Source organism: Parapedobacter indicus, from assembly GCF_900113765.1.
GTDB lineage: Bacteria > Bacteroidota > Bacteroidia > Sphingobacteriales > Sphingobacteriaceae > Parapedobacter > Parapedobacter indicus.
In genome coordinates, this window is record NZ_FOQO01000025.1 from 1 (window position 1) to 4194 (window position 4194).

Sequence of the window (4194 nt, forward strand, 5' to 3'; positions counted from 1 at the left end):
GTATAAGCTCACCCGCGGCCGTACGGAAACGTCGGTCATCAACAGGCTCTATGTTGAAGGTGCATCGCGGAATCTCCCATCAGGGTACGGATTTACCCGGCTTCAATTGCCATTGGCCGACCGGCCATACCTGGAGGCTCCCATCGGGCCGGAAGAGGAGATCGTGGAGCATACGGTTTTCTTCGACAACATCTTCCCGTCACGTACAGGTACCGTGACCGCATTAGGTGTAGATGAGTTGTCTTTTGTTGACAACACGCTGGACTTTGACATCAATGATCAGCTAACGGGCACCCCGGCAAAAGTGTCGTTTGTTTCCGGTCAGCTGGCGTCGTTCGAGTTCGAAATCACTGAATATGTACACGCGACCAGAACCATCACGATCAAGCGCATAGACGACGATCCAGCCTATCCGGATGGCGTACCTAATCCGCCACTGGTGTTTGCTGTCGGCGATAAATACGTGCTGCTGGATATCAATATGCCCGCTAGCTATGTTACCGATGCGGAGAGCAGGCTACTGGCGGCGGGCCAGTCCTACCTCGATGAAAACAAGGTAGACCGGCATGAATACACTGCGGAGCTGACGCCTTTATGGGTATTGCAGAATGAACCGAATCTCCGGCTAGGCTATACCATTAACATCAAGGATGCCGAATTGGGCATCGATAAGGATCTGCGTATCGCCGGATGGCAGCGTGACTTGCAACAACCTGCCAAGTATACCGGATTGAAATTAACGGAGCGCATCAAACCCTCGGAGATCGCCCGGCAGTACGCCCAGCAGGAACGGATTCTTTACGCGATCCAAACGGCGGGACTGCTTGACCCCGATCAGATGCGGAAGAATCTATTCCTTAACCGGCTTTCTGAACGTGACGGGTACCTTTATTTGGGACCGGATAAAGCAAAGGCTGGATACGCTGATCTTTCCGGCCGCGCCTACAATGCCGATGTGGCGGATTATGCCCTCGATTCGGATAAGTGGGACGGGATGCAGTTCGCGGACTACATGAACCAACCGGTGCGCAGCGGTGATAGTCCCCGTTTTGCCGGCACGGGTTCACCGCTGTTTGTTTCGGGGTTCAGTGGTTCGGGATGGAATATCGTCAATGAAAACGACAACGTATCCGCAACCTTCGATAAGCTCACTGTGCGCAAGGAAATGAACGTGTATGAGCTAATCATCAACCAAATCCGGGCGACCAATGGCAGCGTATGGATATCGGACGCGATCAAGATCAATGGGGTCACTCAGATCGGTAGTAATTACTTTTGCGAGATTGATTCGGACAACGGCACGATAGCCGTTCCGTTCGTAGTTGACGACATTATCCGTTGCCAACGCTGGACCGGGCGTAATGTAAAATATTATGTCGCGCGCATAATTTCGACGTCTAGTTTTTCATTCACTTTAACCATGTTGGACGGCGGTGGCTTTCCTGAGCCGGGTGACGATGTGGTGCGAATGGGTAATGTGACCAATACGAGCCGCCGGGGCGCATTGTACCTAACAGCAAGCGACGATAATGCTCCATACATCGATGTGATCGACGGCGTAACGTCCGCCAGCTTGGATGGCAAGACTAAAGTCAGAATGGGTAAGCTGGATGGTATCGTCGACCCCGACATGGGGGCGCTAACGGGCTACGGGCTGTATGCACAAAACGCCTACATAACCGGCAAGATTCAGGTAACTGCCGGTAGTAACGTGCCGACAAGGGAGGAATCGGAGCTTGCTATACAGGTCATGGCAGATAACGCGGTTGCCCAGTCAACCACCTATACGAACTCTCAAATTAGTTTTGTTACGGGTCAACTCAACGGTATTATAGATTATGCCGAGACCGTTGCCCAAAGCAAAGCCGATATCGCGCAGGCAGCGGCTATAAGTGCCGCAAGTGCTGATGCGCAAGCTAAGGCTAATGCAGCGAGAAATGCTGCTGAACAAACTGCTATGGACTTTGCAGAAGGTAAGTCGTGGGCAGGAGGGAAGATGCTATACCGCGATCCTGATTTCCGGACTGGACTCAATGATATTATTAGATACAACAATGCCGGAAATAACAATGTAACCGTCGACCGGGTGGCGTCGAGCGCCAGTCCGACCACTTCCGGTCAGGTTATCCGGATAAGGAACACCGGTAGCGCTTCACCAGGTATCGGAGGTTTTTATTTCGGTAATGTTTCGAGGGCCAATGCAAGGTTCATAACCAGAATAATAGCAATGATACCGCAGGGCCGTACCATCACCTGGTCCAGCAACGCTTCCGGTACTGGTCGTACACAACAATGGATTACACCGAACGAAGGAACGGGTAATTGGGAGGAATACATACACATACACCAATGCGGTACATCGGGCACTTTTTCAACAACAAGCTATTTTTATATTTCAGGATTGCCCGGAACCCCCTCGGTGCCGGTAGATTGGTTCGTCGCATATGCGACGGTATTCGATGTAACTGATGCGGAATTAAATTTCAAAGCGCTAATCGATGACGCTGATGCTAAAGCCCAAACCGCGCAAACAGCCTATAACAACCTGACAGCCCAATTGAAGGGCATGGCCTACAAGGACATTGTCCAGCTGGCCGACATGGGTACGACGGTTATCAGTGGCGGTAAGCTGGTCACGACCCTAATAGACGCCAATTACATCCGTTCGAATGTCATCAATGCCGGTTATATCAATACGCTCGCGCTGGACGCGTCGGTCATTACTTCCGGAACCATCAACAGCGCCCGGATAAACGCATCGCAGATCATCTCGAATGGGAATGGAGCTACGACAACCTACGCCCAACAGCAGGCCAGCGCGGCACAATCTGCCGCCATTGCCGCCGCTGCAACGGATGCAACCACGAAAGCCAACAATGCCCTGGCGCTGGCCCGATCGTTCACCGAGGACAAGGTCAGTTTAGTCAAAAATCCGGCTGTTACCGGCGATATTTCAGGTTGGTCGGGGCCAGGGCTTGCAGTAGCAAGCGTGTCTTTTAACGGGCTTTCCACACCTGTGCTAAGGTGTACTACGTCGGGTGATTCTCAAATATTATCCGATTGGTTCGATGTGGATCCTGCGAAGATATATGAGGTTACATTGTGGATGTACGCGCCAACGGCGGGGGGAAATAAATATTTTGGTCTATATGCAACGTCCACCGCCGGGGGCACCAGCAACAATATCGCTGTTGAACCGATAACTAACACTGGTTCTCTAGAAAGTGATACCACCAATGGGTATTTTATAACCCTTAGCACTACAATTGCGTCATGGCGCAAAATGACAGCTTATATCTTGCCTTCAGGCTTTCTGCCAGCCGACGCCGCAGGTATCGGACTTAACATCACGAGGCACTACCGCATGCAGCCCACCACAAAGCGCATTCTTTTGCGTTGGCTTAACTACTCGAATAGCGGCACATCCCGAAGCGTCTATGTTGCCCATCCGACGGTTACGGAGATCAGCTCGCAGACACTTGCTTTCTCGCAGACGGTCAAATCCGCTGCGGCAACGGCGGATAGCAAGGCCGTTGCCGCGCAAAATGCTCATAATGCGCTTACGGCTGCTTTAAAGGATATGGCGTACAAGGATGTTGTTGCGCTGGCTGACCTGAATAGTACAATAATCAGTGGAGGCAAAATAGTAACAACGCTGCTTGATGTGGCTTGGATACGCGCGAACGTCATTACTGCAGGTTCTATAAAAGCTGTAGATATTGATGTTGCAAACCTGTTCGCTCAATCAATTACGGCTACGAACCTGACAGTGACCGGTAGTAGTAAGGTCGGTGGCTTTAATGTTTCCGGAAATAAGCTGGTCAATTCAGCTGTAGATACCTCTCTGATATTTAATAATCTATCGAGCGCGCCAAATACATTTCTGAGGATGAATGAATCGTCGTCTTCGCCGATAGTCCATATCCGTACTGATCAGGTCAGCCGACGGGCTTTAAATATTGAGACGTATGCGAGTGCCGCTATCGGATTATCGATTATCAACAACGCATCCGGCGGATCCGGCCGCGCCATCCAGTCTTCTGGTGGGCATGAGTTCTTCCAACGTGCCGGGGAATACTGGAGCGCCCCGGGCGCACTTTTAGCTGCGACAGTAACGGTAGCCGGCGCGTTTGTCGACGCTTGGCATATAAACGCGATAACGCCATCGATAAGTAGTATTTCAAGCAGTGTGAT

Annotated in this window: 1 protein-coding gene; it reads left to right on the top strand. The window is 51.4% G+C overall.

Features of this window, described 5'->3' with window-relative positions:
• Positions 1-4194: phage tail family protein (locus BMZ56_RS25775; protein ID WP_256213874.1), on the top strand; the 4194-nt coding region annotated here is incomplete at both ends.